17 protein-coding genes are annotated in these 18979 nt (G+C 59.9%); 10 read left to right on the top strand and 7 right to left on the bottom strand.

Features of this window, described 5'->3' with window-relative positions; genetic code table 11:
• Positions 1-9 precede the first annotated feature (9 nt).
• The 9 genes from uvrC (at position 10) to ACWTV3_RS01340 (ending at position 8435) form a co-directional block, all read left to right on the top strand.
• Positions 10-1956 carry an excinuclease ABC subunit UvrC gene (gene uvrC, locus ACWTV3_RS01380; RefSeq protein WP_498476507.1) on the top strand — a complete coding sequence of 649 codons (1947 nt, stop codon included), beginning with the start codon at positions 10-12 and terminating at the stop codon, positions 1954-1956.
• A 21-nt stretch (positions 1957-1977) separates the two neighbouring features.
• Entirely contained in the window at positions 1978-2853 is an 876-nt protein-coding gene (gene rapZ / locus ACWTV3_RS01375) for an RNase adapter RapZ (RefSeq protein ID WP_100388970.1), read from the top strand.
• A gap of 45 nt (positions 2854-2898) precedes the next feature.
• On the top strand, positions 2899-3882 hold the full coding sequence (whiA, locus tag ACWTV3_RS01370) for a DNA-binding protein WhiA (RefSeq protein WP_498476506.1): 984 nt from the start codon (positions 2899-2901) through the stop codon (positions 3880-3882).
• Positions 3883-3989: 107 nt separating this feature from the next.
• Entirely contained in the window at positions 3990-4616 is a 627-nt protein-coding gene (locus ACWTV3_RS01365) for a superoxide dismutase (RefSeq protein ID WP_487029166.1), read from the top strand.
• Positions 4617-4724: 108 nt separating this feature from the next.
• Entirely contained in the window at positions 4725-5732 is a 1008-nt protein-coding gene (gene gap, locus ACWTV3_RS01360) for a type I glyceraldehyde-3-phosphate dehydrogenase (RefSeq protein ID WP_100388973.1), read from the top strand.
• Positions 5733-5744: 12 nt separating this feature from the next.
• Positions 5745-6962, top strand: a complete 1218-nt coding sequence (locus tag ACWTV3_RS01355) for a phosphoglycerate kinase (protein ID WP_498476505.1) — start codon at positions 5745-5747, stop codon at positions 6960-6962.
• The gene (gene tpiA / locus ACWTV3_RS01350; RefSeq protein ID WP_498476504.1) at positions 6950-7747 is read left to right on the top strand and encodes a triose-phosphate isomerase; all 798 of its coding nucleotides are present in this window, start codon (positions 6950-6952) and stop codon (positions 7745-7747) included. The genes ACWTV3_RS01355 and tpiA overlap by 13 nt, the downstream gene beginning before the upstream one ends.
• Before the next feature lie 46 nt (positions 7748-7793).
• A complete protein-coding gene (secG, locus tag ACWTV3_RS01345) occupies positions 7794-8042 on the top strand; it encodes a preprotein translocase subunit SecG (RefSeq protein ID WP_100388976.1) in 249 nt (82 codons plus the stop codon).
• 30 nt (positions 8043-8072) lie between these two features.
• A complete protein-coding gene (locus tag ACWTV3_RS01340) occupies positions 8073-8435 on the top strand; it encodes an RNA polymerase-binding protein RbpA (protein WP_100388977.1) in 363 nt (120 codons plus the stop codon).
• A gap of 139 nt (positions 8436-8574) precedes the next feature.
• Here the strand turns inward: ACWTV3_RS01340 and pgl are convergent, their stop codons facing one another.
• Genes pgl through tkt form a run of 6 tightly spaced genes read right to left on the bottom strand, consistent with a single transcriptional unit; the run spans position 8575 to position 16748 of the window.
• On the bottom strand, positions 8575-9378 hold the full coding sequence (gene pgl, locus ACWTV3_RS01335) for a 6-phosphogluconolactonase (protein ID WP_498476503.1): 804 nt from the start codon (positions 9376-9378) through the stop codon (positions 8575-8577).
• Positions 9378-10349: a glucose-6-phosphate dehydrogenase assembly protein OpcA gene (locus ACWTV3_RS01330; protein WP_498476502.1), complete on the bottom strand. Its 972-nt coding sequence runs from the start codon at positions 10347-10349 to the stop codon at positions 9378-9380. The genes pgl and ACWTV3_RS01330 overlap by 1 nt, the downstream gene beginning before the upstream one ends.
• Positions 10346-11887: a glucose-6-phosphate dehydrogenase gene (gene zwf, locus ACWTV3_RS01325; protein ID WP_498476501.1), complete on the bottom strand. Its 1542-nt coding sequence runs from the start codon at positions 11885-11887 to the stop codon at positions 10346-10348. Before zwf ends, ACWTV3_RS01330 begins: the two co-directional genes overlap by 4 nt.
• Positions 11888-11922: 35 nt before the next feature.
• Complete coding sequence (locus ACWTV3_RS01320) at positions 11923-13521, bottom strand: glucose-6-phosphate isomerase (protein WP_498476499.1); 1599 nt, start codon at positions 13519-13521, stop codon at positions 11923-11925.
• Positions 13518-14630: a transaldolase gene (tal, locus tag ACWTV3_RS01315; protein ID WP_498476498.1), complete on the bottom strand. Its 1113-nt coding sequence runs from the start codon at positions 14628-14630 to the stop codon at positions 13518-13520. Before tal ends, ACWTV3_RS01320 begins: the two co-directional genes overlap by 4 nt.
• A gap of 24 nt (positions 14631-14654) precedes the next feature.
• Positions 14655-16748, bottom strand: a complete 2094-nt coding sequence (gene tkt / locus ACWTV3_RS01310; protein ID WP_498476497.1) for a transketolase — start codon at positions 16746-16748, stop codon at positions 14655-14657.
• A 231-nt stretch (positions 16749-16979) separates the two neighbouring features.
• Between tkt and ACWTV3_RS01305 the strand changes: the two genes are divergently transcribed.
• Complete coding sequence (locus ACWTV3_RS01305; RefSeq protein ID WP_498476496.1) at positions 16980-17900, top strand: heme o synthase; 921 nt, start codon at positions 16980-16982, stop codon at positions 17898-17900.
• A gap of 28 nt (positions 17901-17928) precedes the next feature.
• Here the strand turns inward: ACWTV3_RS01305 and ACWTV3_RS01300 are convergent, their stop codons facing one another.
• Entirely contained in the window at positions 17929-18861 is a 933-nt protein-coding gene (locus tag ACWTV3_RS01300; protein WP_498476495.1) for a COX15/CtaA family protein, read from the bottom strand.
• Between the last annotated feature and the right edge of the window lie 118 nt (positions 18862-18979).

Here is an 18979-nt window from a genome sequence, read left to right as displayed (position 1 = left end):
GGGTGCACCGTGGCTAACACTGTGGCGTGGCGCCCCCGAGCGGGCGATATGCCTACGCGGCCGGGGGTCTACCGGTTCACGGACGACAACAAACGAGTGCTGTACGTCGGCAAGGCCAAGAACCTTCGCGCCCGATTGAGTAACTACTTCGCCCCTTTAACGACGCTTCACGAGCGAACTCGGCGCATGGTCCTGTCAGCGTCGAACGTCGAATGGACGATTGTCGGCAACGACTTCGAAGCGCTCCAATTGGAATACACGTGGATCAAGGAATTCGATCCGCCATTTAACGTTCAGTACAAGGACGACAAGTCATACCCGTATCTGGCCCTCACGATGGGCGACGATGTTCCGCGAGTACTCGTCACTCGCAACCGGAAGCTTCCCAATGCGCGCTATTTTGGGCCGTATTCCCGCGCGTGGGCTATTCGCGACACGGTCGACGTTTTGCTCAAAGCATTTCCGATGCGCAGTTGCTCGACGTCGGTGTATAAGCGTGCCCAACAAACCGGGCGTCCCTGCCTTCTCGGCGATATCGGCAAGTGCGCCGCTCCCTGTGTTGGCCGGGTATCTCAAGAAGATCACAAGTCAATCGCCCTTGACTTTGCCTCGTTCATGGCAGGCAACGATTCTCGAATGTTGGACTCCATCCGAGTAAAGATGACGGATGCCGCTGGCGAGCAAGACTACGAATCTGCTGCTCGATACCGCGACCAAATCGGAGCAATGGAGACTGCCCTGGCGAAGAACCAGATTGTGCTCTCTGAAGACGTTGACGCCGATTTCTTCGGTATCGCTCACGATGAGTTAGCAGCTGCTGTCCAGCAGTTCATCGTGCGCGGCGGGCGCATCCGCGGTGTGCGGGGTTGGGTTGTCGACAAAGAACTCGATGTCGAGCTCGGCGGACTCGTTGAGTCGGTACTCCAGAACGCCTATGACGACACCTCGCCGCCGCGCGACGTGCTCGTGCCGGCGCTGCCGCACGACAGCACAGCGCTCGAAGAATGGCTTGCTCAACGGCGGGGCTTGGGGGCCCGAGTTCGGCTTCGTGTCGCGCAGCGTGGCGAGAAGGCAGCGCTCGCGCAAACAGTAGAGACGAACGCGAAGAACGCGCTCATGCTCTATAAATCGAAGCGAAGCGGCGACTTCGTTGCCCGATCACAGGCCCTGGCTGATATTCAAGAAGCGCTCGGCATGGCAGAAGCACCGCTGCGCATGGAATGCTTCGACGTCTCGCACCTCTCCGGAACCAACGTCGTCGCCTCCATGGTTGTTTTCGAAGACGGGCTGCCGAAGAAGCAGCATTACCGTCGCTTCAACATCACCGAGACCACCGATGACACCGACTCGATCTATCAGGTGCTGAAGCGCCGCCTCGCCTACCTCGCTGCTGGGGACGCCGTCCCGACTGCAGCTGAGGTCGAGGCGGCGGCGGTGGCACCCGAAAGCTCGGGTGAGCCGGGTGATTCCTTACGACCAGCACCCGAAAGTGATGAGCTTCCGGCACCACCGTCCAAATTCGCCTATCCGCCGCAGCTTCTCATCGTCGACGGCGGTCAGCCCCAAGTGAACGCAGCGCAGCGCGCTCTCGAAGAATCGGGTGTCTCGGGCATCCAGCTGGCGGGAATTGCCAAGCGACTTGAGGAGATTTGGCTGCCGGATTCTGATTACCCCGTCATCTTGCCTCGAAACAGCGATGCGCTCTTCCTGATTCAACGTCTTCGCGATGAAGCTCACCGTTTTGCGATTACACATCAACGTCAGCGACGTTCCAAGGACATTTCCTCAGTGCTCTCCACCGTGCCGGGTCTTGGTCCCTCGCGTATCAAGGCGCTGCTCCAGCATTTCGGCTCGGTCGCGAGGCTCAAGGCGGCGACGCCCGAGCAAATGAGCGAAGTGCCCGGTATCGGAGAGACGACAGCGGCGGCGATTATCGAAAAGTTGGGTCAGCGCTAGCTCGGGTAGTCTGGACACACCATGAAACCCGTCACAGAGCAGCAGGAAGTACTCATTGTGACCGGCATGTCGGGCGCGGGGCGTTCGACTGTTGGCAACGCACTAGAAGACCTCGGATGGTATGTCGTCGACAACCTTCCGCCCCAGATGCTTCTGCCTCTCGTCGACCTTGCTCATCGCGCGGGGGACTCGCTTCCTCGAGTCGCTGCTGTGATCGATGTGCGCGGCGGAAAGCTTTTCTCGGATGCGCAGCATGCGATTGAAGCGCTACGCGGTTCAACATCGTTGCGGGTGCTCTTCCTCGATGCCGAGGACGTAGCGCTTGTACGCCGATTCGAGCAAGTGCGTCGGCCGCATCCTCTTCAAGAAGAGGGCACTCCGCTCGACGGTATCGCCGCTGAACGAACGCGCATGGCGGAGATTCGCTCAAACAGCGACATCATCATCGACACTACCGATCTCAACATCCATCAACTCGCTACCACCATCATCGAGAAGTTCTCTGCGGAGAACGACGCTGGATTGCGTATTACTATTGAGAGCTTCGGATTTAAGTACGGACTTCCAGCGGACGCCGACATGGTGGCTGACTGCAGATTCTTGCCTAATCCCTTTTGGGTGCCCGAGCTCAAAGCACTAGACGGACTCAATGAACGCGTCCGTGCGTATGTGGTTGGGGCGCCCGGAGCACAGGAGTTCGTTGCGGACTACGCACGAGCCCTCGAACCTGTATTCGCCGGGTATCAGCGCGAGAATAAACGACACGCAACGATCGCGATCGGCTGTACTGGTGGCAAACACCGTTCGGTCGCGATTGCCGAAGAGTTGTCAGCTATTCTTAGCGGCCTGCCCGGTGTAGCCGTCAGCATCAAACATCGGGACCGTGGACGAGAGTAGATTACTCATCCAACCGCACCGTCATCTTGGAAGGAAGGCCAGTTAGTGGCATTAACTGCTGAAGTCAAAGACGAACTGGCACGAATTCAGTTAGGCAAGACGACTGAGCGCGCTGCAGAGCTCGCGACTATTTTGCGTTTCTCCGGTGGTCTCCACCTCATTTCTGGACGCATCGCAGTCGAGTCTGAGCTAGAGAGCGAACTACTCGCGCGCCGGGTGCGCCGCGATATCGCGGAGCTTTACGGCGTTCGTTCCGAGATTTCGCGAGTTGCCTCGTCAGGCGGTGGCCGCCGCACCAACAACCTTCTCGTTCGCGTGCTCGACGGGGGAGAGACTCTGGCGCGTCAGACCGGGCTTCTGGATGCTCGTCGACGCCCCATCCGCGGGCTTCCGAATCGAGTTACCACTGGCGGTCGCGGCGAGCTCGCTGCCGTGTGGCGTGGTGCTTTTCTCGCTGCTGGATCACTGACTGACCCTGGTCGCTCCGCCGCGCTCGAGGTCACCTGCCCCGGTAATGAAGCAGCTATGGCTCTCGTGGGAGCAGCCGGCCGTCTTCGCGTCGCTGCTAAAGCCCGCGAAGTCCGCGGCGTGCACCGCGTGGTGGTTCGTGACGGTGAGGCGATCAGCGCCATGCTTACGATCATGGGCGCCAATACAACGGTGGTGAGCTGGAACGAGCTTCGCCAGCGCCGCGAAGTGCGCGCGACAGCCAACCGCTTGGTGAACTTTGACGACGCAAACCTCCGTCGATCGGCGCAAGCAGCCGTGGCAGCCTGTGCGCGGGTTGAGCGCGCGCTCGAAATTTTGGGTGATGATGTTCCGCAGCACCTTCGTTATGCGGGAGAGCTTCGGTTGAGCCACCGTGACTCGAGCCTCGACGAGCTTGGTCATCACGCCGACCCACCCATGACAAAAGATGCTGTGGCCGGTCGTATTCGCCGCTTGTTGGCGATGGCCGACAAGCGCGCCAGCGATCTGGGCCTTGCTGGCACCGAGGCAAACCTTCCTGCGGAGTTGGACGAGGCTTAGCGTTCCCTCCATGCGGCACGAGTGTCGCATGGACGTGGTTACACTGGAAACATCGCCTGGCCGTGCTTACAGCCGGTTCAGGAATCTAGATCCTAGGAGGACTTTCGATGGCTGACTACACTCTTCCCGAACTCTCATACGACTACTCCGCGCTTGAGCCAAGCATCAGCGCGATGATCATGGAGCTGCACCACAGCAAGCACCACCAGGCTTACGTCACTGGGGCGAACGCAGCGATCGCTGGCCTCGCAGAGGCTCGCGATTCTGGCGACCTCGCCAACGTGAACAAGCTTGAGAAAGACTTGGCCTTCAACTTGGGTGGCCACGTCAACCACTCCATTTTCTGGACCAACATGTCTCCCAACGGTGGCGACAAGCCCACTGGCGACCTCGAGAGTGCGATTGATGACCACTTCGGATCGTTCGACAAGTTCACCGCGCACTTCACTGCGACCGCTATGGGCGTTCAGGGCTCCGGTTGGGCCGTACTCGCTTGGGACTCGATCGGAGAACGACTGATCATCGTTCAGTTCTTCGATCAGCAGGGAAACCTCCCCGCCGGTATCGTGCCCCTCCTCATGCTCGACGTGTGGGAGCACGCGTACTACCTCGACTACAAGAACGTACGTGCCGACTACGTCAAGGCGTTCTGGAACATCGTTGACTGGGCAAACGTACAAGACCGCTTCAGCGCAGCTCGCTCGAAGACAAACGGTCTCCTGCTACTCTCGTAGCGGCATCGTGGCCGGGTTAGGCCCCGGCTTAAGCCCTGTCTCCGCTATAAGCAACATCCCACCACTACAGCACGACGCGTCGTAGACGCCTGATTTTCTGGAGTAACAGTGAGCGTAAAAATCGGTATTAATGGTTTCGGTCGCATTGGTCGCAACTTCTTTCGAGCGGCTATGGCCAAGGACAGCAACATTGAAATCGTTGCCGTCAACGACCTGACAGACAACAAGACGCTCGCTCATCTGCTCAAGTACGACACCATCACTGGTCGCCTCAACGCCGACGTTACGTTTGATGACGACCAAATCGTCGTTGACGGCAAAGCGATCAAGGTCTTCGCCGAGCGCGACCCTTCCAACCTGCCGTGGGGCGAGTTGGGTGTTGACATCGTCATCGAGTCGACCGGCCACTTCACCAAGTCGGCGGATGCTGCCAAGCACATTGCTGCAGGCGCCAAGAAGGTCATCGTTTCAGCACCGGCTACCGGCGACGACGTCGCTACGTTGGTTCTCGGAGTGAACGAAGACACCTACGACTCGGCCGTCCACAACATCATCTCGAACGCTTCGTGCACCACGAACTGCTTGGCTCCTCTTGCCAAGGTGTTCATGGACAACTTCGGCATCGAGACTGGCTTCATGACCACGGTTCACGCGTACACCGCTGATCAGAACCTCCAGGATGGCCCGCACGGCGACCTGCGTCGTGCACGCGCTGCAGCGCAGAACATCATCCCGACCTCGACGGGCGCTGCTAAGGCACTCGGTCTCGTCATCCCCGAGCTCGTCGGCAAGCTCGATGGCTATGCACTGCGCGTTCCCGTCATCACTGGATCGATCACGGACCTCACGATCACCACGAATGCCGACGTCACCGTCGAGCAGATCAACGCCGCGTACAAGGCAGCGGCTGAGGGCCCCCTCAAGGGAATCCTCAAGTACACCGAAGACGCGATCGTATCGACCGACATCGTTGGCGACCCGCACTCGTCGATCTTCGACGCTGGTCTCACGAAGGTCATCGGCAACCAGGTCAAGGTCGCTTCGTGGTACGACAACGAGTGGGGCTACTCCAACCGCCTCGTTGACGTTGCAGAGTTCGTCGGCGCACGCCTCTAACCCTCAACGACTATGAGCCTCAGAACTCTTTCAACGCTCTCCGATTTGCGCGGAAAGCGCGTCATCGTCCGGTGCGATCTGAACGTCCCGCTCAAGGATGGTCAGATCACCGACGACGGTCGCATTCGTGCATCCTTGCCCACACTGAACGCTCTCATCAACGAGGGCGCCCGCGTGGTTATCGTTTCTCACCTGGGTCGTCCCGGGGGAGAGCCCGATGCTCAGTACAGCCTCGAGCCTGTCGCTCAGCGACTCTCGGAGTTGTTGGGTAAGGCAGTGGTGTTCGCCAAGGACACCGTGGGTCACGCCGCCGAACAGGCGGTCGCTGATCTCGAAGACTGCGGCGTAGCGCTGTTGGAGAATCTGCGGTTCAATTCCGGTGAAACTTCGAAGTCAGAGGCTGAACGCGAAGAGTTTGCTCACAAACTCGCTCGCTTCGGCGACGCGTTCGTCTCTGACGGTTTCGGAGTCGTACACCGCAAACAAGCGAGCGTTTTTGAGCTTGCTCAGGCGCTTCCGAGCGCTGCGGGTTTGCTCATCGAAACTGAGCTGGGTGTTCTTGAGCGCCTCACGGTCACCCCTGAGCGCCCCTACACCGTTGTTTTGGGCGGTTCCAAGGTATCCGACAAGCTCGATGTCATCGGAGCACTGCTCCCTCGCGTCGACTCACTCCTTGTCGGCGGCGGAATGCTCTTTACCTTCCTTGCGGCGCAGGGCTACAAAGTCGGCGCAAGTCTTCTCGAGGAAGACCAGCTCGACACTGTCAAGCGCTACTTGACTCAAGCAGATGAGCTTGGTGTCGAGATCGTGTTGCCCACAGATATTTCTGTAGCCGCATCGTTCGGCCCCGACGCTGCGCACACCGTCACGTCAGCACACGCGATCGAAGATACTGAATTCGGCGCTTCGGGCATCGGCCTCGACATCGGTCCCGAGACTGCAGCGCGGTTCGCTCAGGTGATCCGAGATTCGAAGACGGTTTTCTGGAACGGCCCCATGGGCGTGTTTGAGTTCCCCGCTTTCGCGGCGGGCACGAAGGCGATCGCTCAGGCTCTGACCGATACCGAAGGTTTCGGTGTGGTTGGCGGCGGAGACTCTGCCGCTGCCGTACGAGCATTAGGTTTTGACGACGACCAATTTGGTCACATTTCTACGGGTGGCGGTGCAAGCCTCGAGTTCCTTGAGGGTAAGCAACTCCCCGGACTGGAGGTACTCGGATGGCAAAGGTAAAGCGCGTCCCGCTTATCGCGGGCAACTGGAAGATGAATCTCGACCATCTTCAGTCGATCGCCTTCGTGCAGAAGCTTGCATGGACGTTGAAAGACGCGAATCACGATTTCGGCGTCGATGGCGCAGAGGTGGCGGTATTCCCTCCGTTCACTGACCTACGGTCGGTGCAGACGCTCGTCGCCGCCGACAAACTCGACATTCGGTTCGGCGGTCAGGACGTCTCCGAGCACGATTCCGGCGCTTACACCGGTGAGATCTCGGGAGCGTTCCTCTCAGCCCTTGACTGCCGTTACGTTTTGGTCGGGCACTCGGAGCGTCGCACGATGCACGGTGAAACCGATGAGCAACTGGCTCGCAAGGTTGCCGCTGCTCTTAAGCACGGTCTCGTGCCAGTCTTGTGCGTTGGCGAAACTGCCGATGACCTCGAAGCCCACGGTCCGAGCGCCGTTCCTGTCGCTCAGCTGAAGGCCGGACTCGCCGGCATCACGGGTACGCCCGAGATCGTCGTGGCCTACGAGCCCGTATGGGCTATCGGCTCGGGCAAGGCCGCTACTCCGGAACAAGCCGAGCAGGTAGCTGCCCGTCTCCGCGAGACACTTGCTGAAGTCCTAGGCGACGATGTCGCAGCGGCCACCCGCGTCCTCTACGGCGGTTCGGTGAAGTCGAGCAACATCGCGAGTCTCATGCGAGAGCCGAACATTGACGGTGCACTCGTCGGCGGAGCGAGCCTTGATGTGGCCGAATTTGCCAGCATCTCGCGCTTCTCCAAGCACGTCGGCACCTAAACGCTATACTGTTCGAGGCCGCTACGGCCTGTTCGAAAGGTTCTTTGTGGAAATTCTCCAGGTTGTGCTGCAGGTATTGCTCGGTATCACGAGCTTGCTGCTCACACTTCTTATCCTTCTCCACCGCGGTCGCGGTGGAGGTCTCTCTGACATGTTCGGAGGAGGAGTCACGTCCAACCTCGGTGCGTCGGGTGTTGCTGAACGCAACCTCAACCGTATTACGGTGATCCTCGGCATCGTTTGGATCAGCTGCATCGTGGTTCTTGGTCTCATCACCAAGTTTGACGGCGCTTAAGAACCTCTAGCCTCAAGACGAAGGAACACAGTGGTATCAGGCGGAAGTGCAATTCGTGGTTCGCGCGTGGGCTCAGGCCCGATGGGCGAGCAAGATCGTGGGTTCCAAGCTGAGCGTGTCCAAATCTCGTATTGGGACGCTGCTGGCAACGAAACCGTGCGATCATTCGCTGCCAATGTGCCCGATGAAGACATCCCGGAAACGATCGATTCGCCATCCACGGGACTTCCTGCAGGCCGGGACAAAGAAAACCCGCCCTCAGTTTCAAAGCTCGAACCGTACAAGACACACTTGGCCTACGTAAAAGAACGTCGCAGCGACGACGAAGCCGCAGAGCTTCTCGACGAAGCACTCGTTCAACTCCGCACCCGCCGCGGCACCGTAACTTCTTAGAAGATACAACTCAGCCAGTGAACCCAGAGTTCGCGCGGCAGGCTCGCAGCTTGTAACAATAGGAAAGCCCCAACCGATTCGGTTGGGGCTTTCCTATTGTCTTGAAGCCTAGCGCTACCGCGTGCGCGAGAGAAAGAACTTAGTGCTCGTCTGTCGAATCGGCGCTCGTCCAAAACTGGCCTGGGTCGATCAGCGCCGCAGGGACCTGCGCCGCTGCATCAGAGTCGACAAGGAACAGAGTCTTGCGGCGCCCTTCGAGCCCGGCCGCCGGAACTTCGTTGTAGCTCGCACCAGCGAGCGTGAGTCCAAGAGCCGAGGCCTTGTCAGCGCCGGCTACAACTGCCCAGATACGTACCGATGAGTTGATGACCGGCAGTGTGAGGCTAACGCGCTCGTCGGGTGGCTTCGGCGAGTTGCGAACGGAAATAACTGTGCGCTCGGTCTCACGGATGCCTTCACGCTCGGGGAAGAGCGATGCGATGTGTCCGTCAGGGCCGACGCCGAGAAACACGATGTCGAAGTTCGGGTACTTACCATTGCGAGCGGCGTGCGCCCGCAGATCGTTAGAGTAAGCCTGAGCAGCGTCATCCAGCGACAGCCCTGCGTCAGAGGCCGCGACGGCGTGGACCCGAGCCGGATTAACCGGGATGTGGTCGAGAAGCGCAGCGCGCGCCTGTGCGTCATTGCGCTCAGGATCCCCGGCGGGCAGCCAACGTTCGTCGCCCCACCAGAAGTTGACGCGAGACCAATCAACGGCGTCACGCTGCGGTGACTCGTTGATGGCGGCGAGAACAGCCTGTCCCATGCTCCCACCGGTCAGTACGACTGTGGCTTCATCGAACTCCGCAATGATCTGGGGCACCTTGGAAAGAAAGTGAGCCGCTACCGCTTGGGCAAGGTCAACCTTGTTGGGGTGGACTATTGCACGACGTTCATTACTCATCAGATCTTTGCCTTCACGTATTTTTCGATCTCGACACCGGTGATGTCGCTTACGCCGTAGCGGACGACGTTTCCGAAGAGCTTGTCGGGGTCAAGTCTGCGCAATTCCTCCGAGAGGCAATCGCGAAGGTTGCGACGGGGGAGTGAGATGTCGTGCACCGGTTGATCGGGCTGCGTCAAAGTAGCGATCGACGCCACATTGCGTTCGAGCTTAATCGTTCCAGATGCACGTTCTAAGATCACGGCGTGGATCCCGGTCGGGACTGGGGAACCGTCTGCGACATCCAGAGTCACAGTTACCTTGAGTTGCATTTGCAACCATGCTGCCAGAAGCATCGTTGACGCAGACTCTGCGGAACCGCTCACGGTAACCGCGGTGATCGGCTCGTACGGAGGCTGGTCGAGTACAGCGGCAAGCTGAGCTCGCCAGAGCGTAAGGCGAGTCCAGGCGAAGTCGGTGTCTCCGGGAACGTAGGTTTTGCACATGCGGTGCATCGCGTCGAGCGGAGAAGCACTGGCCGCCGCGTCGGTGATGCGGCGCTGGGCAATGCGTCCCAGTGGCGACTCGGATGCGCTCTCCGGACCTTCGCCCGGCCACCATGCGACTACCGGCGCATCGGGCAGCAAGAGCCCCGTGACAAGGCTCTCCTGATCGAGTGCGGCATCTCCGTGGGCGGTCACGACGATAACTTCGCTCGCTCCGGCATCCCCGCCGACGCGAATCTGGGCGTCAACGCGAGCTTCCTCATCCGACGACGAAGCGGTGGGGCTGGTCGACACCACGAGAACCCGCATGGGGTGCTCGCGCGAGGCGTCGTTGGCCGCCTCGATTGCTTCTTCTTCGTTGCCGAACTCGGTCGCGATAATCAAGGTGAGTACGCGTCCGAGGGCAACGGCACCGCCATCTTCACGAATGCGCACAAGCGCTTTAGAAATTTTAGCCGTGGTGGTGTTGGGCAAATCAACGATCATGGTCGTCTCCAGACTCGGCCGTCGCGCTCCATGAGGTCATCGGCAGATTTCGGGCCCCAGGTTCCGGGACGGTATTGCTCTGGGGCGCCCTGCGTTGCCCAGAACTCTTCGATCGGGTCGAGAATCTTCCAACTGAGCTCAACCTCTTCGTGGCGTGGGAACAACGGGGGATCGCCGAGAAGTACGTCGAGAATCAAGCGTTCGTAGGCTTCGGGGCTGGCTTCGGTGAAGGCGTGGCCATAACCGAAGTCCATCGTGACATCGCGAACGTGCATTTCTGCACCGGGGACTTTGGAGCCGAAACGAATCGTGACACCTTCATCGGGCTGCACGCGAATCACGAGTGCGTTTTGCCCGAGTGCTGAAGTGCGGCTTTCCTCGAAAAGGTATTGCGGTGCCCGATTAAATACGACGGCGATTTCGGTAACCCGACGTCCAAGACGCTTGCCGGCGCGGAGGTAGAAGGGCACGCCTGACCATCGCCGAGTTCCGATGTCAAGACGGATGGCAGCGTACGTCTCCGTGGTCGACTCAGGATTCATGCCGTCTTCGTCGAGGAAGCCGCTGACCTTCTCGCCGCCCTGCCAACCGCCCGCATATTGTCCGCGCGCAGTGTGCTCCCCGAGGTTCTCCGGAAGGCGCACGGCTGAGAGCACTTTCTCTTTCTCAGCGCGCAAGTCGGCGGCATCAAACGACACTGGCTCTTCCATAGCGGTGAGGGCGAGAAGCTGCAAAAGGTGGTTTTGGATGACGTCGCGCGCGGCGCCAATGCCATCGTAGTAACCAGCCCGGCCGCCCACTCCGATGTCTTCAGCCATGGTGATCTGAACGTGATCAACGTGGTTGGAGTTCCAGAGGGGTTCGTACAACTGGTTCGCAAACCGCAGCGCCAAAATGTTCTGCACGGTCTCTTTACCGAGGTAATGGTCGATGCGGAAGACGCTGTCAGGCGGGAAGACCGACTCCACAACGTCATTGAGTTCACGGGCCGTATGAAGGTCGCTACCGAAAGGCTTCTCGATAACAACGCGGCTCCAGCGACCTTCGCGCTGTTCAGCGAGGCCAGAGTTACGAAGCTGCTCGGTCACCTGCGGGAACGATTTGGGCGGAATTGAAAGATAGAACGCGTGGTTACCCATGGTTCCTCGTTCGCGATCCAAGTCGGCCAAGGTGTCCTTGAGGCGCTCAAATGCCGCGGCATCGTCGAACTCGCCTTGGACGAAGCGGATGCCCTGAGCGAGTTGCTTCCAGACGTCCTCATCAAAGGGGGTGCGCGCGTACTGCTTTACGGCATCATGGACGACCTTCTCGAAGTCTTGGTCTTCCCAGTCGCGGCGGGCAAAACCCACGAGGGCGAAGCCAGGAGGAAGTAGCCCCCGGTTGGCGAGGTCGTACACAGCCGGCATGAGCTTCTTGCGCGACAAGTCGCCGGTTACGCCAAAAATGACCAGAGCGCTCGGGCCCGCAATGCGATTAAGCCTGCGGTCCGAGGTCAACCTCAGGGGGTTGAATTCGGCACTGATGTCAACGGGGGACATACTTCTCCTCTGTACGCTGCGCTAACGAGCGGCAGCTATCCGATGGCGTCGAGTACGAGCGGCAACGAAACGTTCGGGTTCGACACCGTGAGGCTCAAAACCGGACGGCCATGCCCTGCCAGAACGCTGGCGTCACCAGCAGCCTGCGCTCGGATAAGTTCGCCGAACGTAAACGGACGGTCAGGAATCTGCAGATCAGACTCTTCAACCACGATGATCTGCAAGAACACGCCTACCGCGGGCCCGCCCTTATGGAATTGCCCGGTCGAGTGCAGGAAGCGAGGTCCCCAGCCGAATGTCACAGGGCGCTTAGCGCGCGCTGCAGCGCGCTCACGGATCTCCGCGAGCTCGGGGTAGGCGGTGCGATCGGCGTAAGCCTGGATCGCAACATAGCCATCGTCATCCAAGTAGGACAGCAGCGACGAGACGACGCCGGCGAGATCGGTGCTCTCTGCCACGACTCCAGCGGTACCGCGCACCTCGATATCCCCGGCGACGAAGGCGGGAGCCTGCGGCGGTGTGGGGTTATCGATCAGCTCACGCGCTGCATTCTTCGCAGCTTCGACATCCGGCTGGTCGAAGGGGTTAATGCCGAGAAGACGTCCGGCGACAACGGTCGCATACTCCCACAGAAGTAGCTGCCCGCCGAGCGAACCGGCAATCTCGATCTCGCCTTCGACGACCTCTTTGGTGTCATCCCAGTCGCCAACGAGTCGAACTACCTGCAGGTCGTCGAGACCTTCAGCAATTTCGGGGGAGTCAGACTGCAAAACTACAGGCAGGATGCCCGTGCCCAGTTTTCCCGTTGACTCAGCGATGAGCTGTTCAGCCCAATCTCCGAAGCCGAGGATGTGGGTACCGTCAGCGACGATTCCCAGCTTGTCTTTGAGGGGGTCCGCACCAGCGATAGCCGCACCGAGCACGAGGCCCGGGTTGCTCTCGTTGTCGACCGCGAGTTCCACCATGACCGCTTCAGCTTCGTCGAGAAGCTCCGACAGGTCAACGCCGGCGAGTCCTGACGGAACAAGGCCGAACGCGGTGAGTGCCGAGTAGCGCCCGCCAACGTTCGGGTCGGCGTTAAAGACACGGTATCCGGCGGCCCGAGCCGCACCATCCAGGGGCGAACCGGGGTCGGTCACGATGATGATTCGTTCGCGGGGATCGATCCCGGCATCAGTGAAGAACTTCTCGTAGATTCGTTTCTGCGAGTCTGTCTCCAACGTCGAGCCCGACTTCGAAGAAATCACTACTGCAGTCGACTGCAGACGGTCAGCCAACGCAGCCTGCACCTGCGCGGGATCGGTCGAGTCAAGAACCGTGAGCTCCACGCCGTAGGTGCGAGTAATAACCTCGGGTGCGAGCGACGAACCGCCCATTCCGCCCAGCACGAAGTGATCGACGCCAGCGGCACGCAATTTATCGCGCAACGCGTAGATGTCATCGATCATGGGGCGTCCGACGGAAACGGCTTCGACCCAACCGAGACGCTTAGCCGACTCCTCTTCAGCGTCGGGGCCCCACAGGGTCGCGTCGCCTCCAGTAATTCTGCTCGCAACGAGATCGTTAACTAGCTGCGGCACAATACGGTTGACGGCCTCGGCAGCCGCTCCCGATACTGCGATTTTCACACTCATTTTGCAGCCTCTAGTGCGGCGGAGACCGTGTCGAGAAGCTCGTTCCAGGAAACGATGAACTTCTCAACGCCTTCTTTCTCAAGAAGCGCAGTCACCTCGTCGTAGGAAATTCCGAGCGCTGACAGAGCGTCCAGAGTGATGTTCGCGGCGTCATAGTTCGACGTCACCTGCTCACCCTCGATAACTCCGTGGTCGAACGTTGCTTCCAAGGTCTTCTCCGGCATTGTGTTCACGGTCTCGCCGACAGCGAGCTCGGTCACGTACAGCGTGTCGGGCAGGCTGGGGTCCTTGACACCGGTGGATGCCCACAGCGGACGCTGCTTGTTGGCGCCAGCGGCAATGAGGGCCTGAGCGCGGTCGGTCGCGAATACGTTTTCGAAGACCTCGTACGCCAAGCGTGCGTTAGCGACGCCCGCCTTGCTCTTAAGGGCCTTGGCCTCGTCGGTGCCGAGCGCGTCGAGACGCTTGTCGATCTCGGTGTCAACACGCGACACGAAGAACGAGGCGACCGAGTGAATCTTCGAGAGATCGTGGCCGGCGGCCTGCGCCTTCTCGAGACCGGTGAGGTAGGCCTCGATGACATCGCGGTGGCGAGCCAAGCTGAAGATCAAGGTGACGTTGACGCTGATGCCAGCGGCGATCGTAGCGGTGATGGCTTCGAGGCCTTCAACCGTTGCGGGGATCTTGATCATCGCGTTCTCGCGGGCGACCTTCGCCCAGAGCTGCTGCGCCTGTGCGATCGTGCCGGCCGCATCGTGAGCCAGCCCAGGCTCAACTTCGATCGACACCCGACCGTCGCGACCAGCGGTTGCGTCGTAAACGGGACGGAAGATGTCGCTGGCAGCAGCGACGTCATCGGTCGTGATTTCGAACACAGCGTCCGTAACGCTCGCGCCTTGAGCGGCCAGAGCGGCAACCTGCTCGTCGTAGGCCTCGCCCTTGGCGAGTGCCGTAGCGAAGATCGTCGGGTTCGTCGTGACTCCGACAACGTTGCGTGACGCCATCAGTTCCTGCAGTCCGCCTGAGTTGATGCGTTCGCGAGAAAGGTCGTCAAGCCAAATGCTCACTCCGAGGTCGGAGAGTGCTGCGGTGGGGGTTTCGTTGGTCATTCTTATCTCCTTGACTGGGGGCGCCTAAACGGCATCCAGCGAATCGCGTGCGGCGGCCACAACGGCCTCGGTGGTGATGCCAAACTCACGGAAGAGTGTCTTGTAGTCGGCGGATGCGCCGAAGTGGTCGATCGAGATGCTGCGACCAGCGTCGCCGACATACTCGCGCCATCCGGTGGACACTCCCGCTTCAACTGACACACGTGCACGCACAGTAGAAGGCAAAACAGACTCGCGGTATTCCGCGGACTGCTCAGCGAACCACTCGAGGCTCGGTGCCGAAACAACACGAGCGTTGATTCCGTCGGCCTTGAGTGTCTCGCGTGCTTCTACGGCGAGCTGAACTTCTGAGCCGGTTGCGATCAGGATCACATCGGGCGTTCCGTTCGGAGCTTCTGCCAGCACGTAGGCGCCACGGGCCACATTGGATGCTGCAGCGAAGGTCTCTCCGCTTGCCTCTGCTTCGCCACGTTCGAAGACGGGGATGTTCTGACGGGTAAGAGCGATACCAGCGGGTCCGTTGCGGCGCTCGAGGATCGTCTTCCACGCCCATGCCGTTTCGTTGGCGTCGGCAGGACGGACGACATCCATGCCCGGGATCATGCGGAGGCTTGCGAGCTGTTCGATGGGCTGGTGAGTCGGACCGTCTTCGCCCAGAGCGATCGAGTCGTGAGTCCAGACGAAGATCGACGGAACTGCCATCAAAGCAGCAAGACGAACTGCGGGACGCATGTAGTCGCTGAAAATCAAGAACGTGCCACCGAATGCACGGGTATTTCCGTGCAGGACGATGCCGTTGATGATCGCGCCCATGGCGTGCTCGCGGATACCGAAGTGAAGTACACGACCGTATTCGTTGCCGCTCCACTCGTCGGTCGAGTGCTCGGCAGGTATGAAGGACTTTCCACCAGCGATGGTCGTGAGGTTCGACTCAGCGAGGTCAGACGAACCGCCCCAGAGTTCGGGCATGACGGCACCGATAGCGCCGAGCACTTTACCGCTCGCTGCGCGAGTCGAAACATCCTTGCCCGCTTCGAACTGGGGGAGTGCATCGTCAATACCTTCAGGCAACGCGCCCGAGAGTACGCGGTCGAGAAGCTGCTTGCGCTCAGGGTTTGCTGCTGCCCACTCGTCGAACTTCTCAGTCCACTCAGCGCGTTCCTGCTTGCCACGTTCCACAGCCAAGCGAGTGTGAGCAATCACGTCGTCGTCGACTACGAAGCTCTTCTCAGGGTCGAGCCCCATAGCGACCTTCGTCGCAGCGAGCTCGTCAGCACCCAATGCAGATCCGTGGATCTTTCCGGTGTTCTGCTTATTGGGTGCCGGCCAACCAATAATGGTGCGCAAGATGATCATCGACGGCTGGTCGGTGACTGCCTTGGCAGCCTCAATCGCAGCGTTGAGTGCTTCAACGTCTTCGACGTACTCGCCAGTCTTCTTCCAGTCGACTACCTGAACGTGCCAGTTGTAAGCCTCGTAACGCTTCTGCACATCTTCAGTAAAAGCAATGTTGGTGTCGTCTTCAATAGAGATCTGGTTGCTGTCGTAGATCGCAATCAGGTTGCCGAGTTGCTGGTGCCCCGCGAGCGACGATGCTTCGGCGGAAACGCCTTCTTGAAGGTCGCCATCACCAGCGATGACGTAGACGAAGTGATCGAACGGGCTCGTGCCCGCGGCCGCCTCCGGGTCAAATAGGCCACGCTCGTAGCGGGCCGCATAAGCGAAACCAACTGACGAAGCGATGCCCTGGCCGAGAGGGCCGGTGGTGATCTCTACACCCTTGGTGTGGCCGAATTCGGGGTGTCCGGGGGTCAGCGAGCCCCACGTGCGAAGTGCTTTGAGGTCATCGAGTTCGAGACCATAGCCGCCCAAATACAACTGGACGTACTGAGTGAGCGAGCTGTGGCCCACTGAAAGAATGAAGCGGTCGCGACCGATCCACTGATCATCGCTTGGATCGCGACGCATGACCTTCTGAAAGAGCAAGTACGCTGCAGGCGCCAGGCTCATCGCGGTACCGGGATGCCCGTTACCTACCTTCTCAACAGCATCAGCCGCCAGAATTCGAGCGGTGTCTACCGCTTTGTTGTCGATGTGATCCCATTGAAAAGCTGCCATGAGATTAATGACCCTTCTGCAAGCGAAGTGCCCGGCCGAAAACGGTCAGGGCACATGAACGACCCGCCACGCGACATCATTGCCTCAGTCGGAAGTGTCTCGCTGCACCAAACTGTGTGCGAGCAGTCCACCGACAGGCGGGCACCCCAAGTATAGGGAACCGAGCAAGTGCGCGCTGCCTCGTTACGGGCGCGGTCAGCGCAATTCTCTATGCGGATTACAATCGTTGGTATGGATGTCACGTTAGAAGCCCCCACGCAGCAGGAACGCATTGGCATCCTCCGCAAGATTCGCGCTTACGTTGCGCTGACAAAGCCGCGCGTTATCGAGCTACTTCTCGTCACCACCGTGCCCGTTATGGTGCTTGCCGCAAATGGCATCCCGAATCTCTGGCTGGTCCTTGCCACTCTCGTCGGCGGCATTCTCAGCGCCTCATCCGCGAACGCGTTCAACTGCTACATCGACCGTGATATCGACCGTGTGATGGCCCGCACCAAGGGCCGACCCTTGGTGACCGGCGAGCTGAGCGACCGCGAGGCGTTGATGTTCGCCTGGATCAGTGGAGTCGGCTCCGTCGTGTGGCTCGGCATTTTGACAAACTGGCTCGCTGCGGCACTCTCGCTCTTCGCCATCCTCTTCTATGTCTTCGTTTACACGCTGTTGCTGAAGCGGCGCACCCCTCAAAACATCATCTGGGGCGGCATCGCTGGCTGCATGCCCGTACTCATCGGCTGGGCTGCTGTAACCGGCGACCTCTCATGGGCTGCCTTCATTCTCTTCGCGGTGGTGTTCCTGTGGACGCCGCCGCACTACTGGCCCCTGTCGATGAAGTATCGCGCTGACTACCAGTCAGTCGGCGTTCCCATGCTTGCGGTCGTCCGCGGCCGTGCGGCAGTGGGCCTGCAGGTCATTCTTTACGCGTGGGCCACCGTCGTATGCTCGTTGCTACTCGTACCGGTTGCAGGGATGGGCGTGCTGTACACGCTGGTCGCAGCCCTCAGCGGTGCATGGTTCATCATTGAATCGCACCGTCTCTACAACACCGCGATTCGTCACGGCGAAGTCAAGGCCATGCGCGTATTCCATAGCTCAATCAGCTACTTGACGCTGGTGTTCTTGGCCGTGGGCATCGACCCGCTGCTCCCGTTCTAGCTAGAGAACAACGGGCCCACCGGTTGCTCTAGAGAGCAGCCTTTTCCGCGCTGGTGCGCTCAACTTGGGTGACGCTGGGTCGCAGCGAGAGCACGACCGCGGTCATGGCCGCGGCAATCGTGCAGGCGATCACCATATGGCTGCCCACCAGGAGAATTGGTAGACCGCTGCGCGACTGGATGATTCCGATCAATGCCTGAACGACCTCAAGCACGAGCAGGATGATGGCAAAGTCCATAATGCGGCGGTGGCCTCCGCGTGCCAACACGATGACGAGCGCGAGAGTCGCTGCGATCAACGCGTAACCCGGCCAGCTGTGCACGTGCTGCAAGAGACCGGCGTCAAGGCCATTGCGGGCGGTTCCATCGTCACCGGCGTGAGGGCCTGCTCCGGTAGTCAAGATTCCCGCGATGATCGTTAATGCCACCAAGAGGCTCGTCACATGCGTAAGAATCGCCACGGGCTTGGGCACCGAGAGTGCCGGTCCGCGCAGGCCAGTCCAGACCCGATAAACAAGAGCGGCGCTAATGGCCACCAAAATCGCCGAGATGGCGTAGTGAACGCCCACGATGCTGGGGTCGAGCTGAACGCGCACCGAGAGACCTCCAATGAGGCCCTGAAGGACGGTACCGCCCAAGATCATGAAGGACAGCGACATGAGGTCGCGGCGTTCGCGACGGATGCGCAGCACCATCAGCACCATGAGAATCGCTACAAAGCCAACGATGATCGAGAGCAAACGATTGCCGAACTCAATTACACCGTGAACTCCCATCTCGGGAGTCGCGATCAATGACGCGTCTGTGCAGAGCGGCCAGGTTGGGCATCCGAGTCCCGATCCGGTCAAGCGAACGGCCCCGCCCGTGGCAACAATGAGGATCTGAATGACCAGCGAAGTGACGGCAAAAAACCTCACTCGAGCGTCGACAGAATGGGGCAATCGTGCGATGACGGCGTTCACGGCCGTACCTCCTGTTATTTCGGGCTTCTGCCTGTAGAATGGATTGCGTTCAGGAACACAGCCCACGCCGGGAAGTCAATGTTGACAGCGGGATAATCTCCCGCTTGTCCTGTTTCAG

This window comes from Salinibacterium sp. AL4.1, assembly GCF_059767305.1.
Note: the sequence above shows the minus strand (reverse complement) of the source record. Positions and strands in the feature narration are given on the sequence as shown.